General features: G+C 76.2%; 1 pseudogene. It reads right to left on the bottom strand.

The features are described from left to right. Positions 1-655: pseudogene (locus tag NS184_RS18545) on the bottom strand (hypothetical protein); the annotation flags it as partial.

Below are 655 nucleotides of genomic sequence, written 5' to 3'. Positions count from 1 at the left end.
TTTCGTCGGCAGCGTCATATTGGTATAAGGGACAGCCGCTCCCCCGGGCCCCGCTCGTCCGACGCCCGCGGCCCCGGGGCGGAACACCGCGGGGTCGGTCGCCTGCAGCAACGGTTCCACACGGGCGCCGCTGCGCTCGGAAGCCGCTGCCGCCCACGCCGGTCCAGCCGCGAACGCTCGGTCGAAGGTCCGCAGCTCGGTGTCCGCGACGTCGTCCGGGTGGCTGATCACCCAGAGCAGGTTCACCGACGCGGGGTTCGGCGGGACGCGGTCGAGGCCGCGCACGACGAGGGTCACGTCGTCCGAGCCGTCGTCGTCCCGCACGTGCGCGTCACGGCGGTCGATCCGCACGCGCTGCCCCAGGCGCTCCAGGGCGGCCGCGAGCTCCGCGGCGAAGTGCACGTCCCCCCAGCCGTCGCCCTCGGGTCCGGCGGGCGCGGCGATCTTGACGGACCAGGTGAGCGCAGCGTCGTCCGACCGCTCGCGCACGACCGGGGTGACCGGACGCAGGCCCCAGGGCGGCAGCGGCGGCCCACCGACCACGGCGGACGAGTCGCGGGCGTCGACCCGCGTGCGCCAGGAGGCGACGACGTCCGCCACTGCGGCGTCGACCGTCCGCCCCGGCTCGACGGCCCGGACGACCTCGCCGACGTCG

The sequence above is a fragment of the Curtobacterium luteum genome (genome assembly GCF_001475545.1).
GTDB lineage: Bacteria > Actinomycetota > Actinomycetes > Actinomycetales > Microbacteriaceae > Curtobacterium > Curtobacterium luteum_A.
This window is presented reverse-complemented; position numbering and strand designations above follow the sequence as displayed.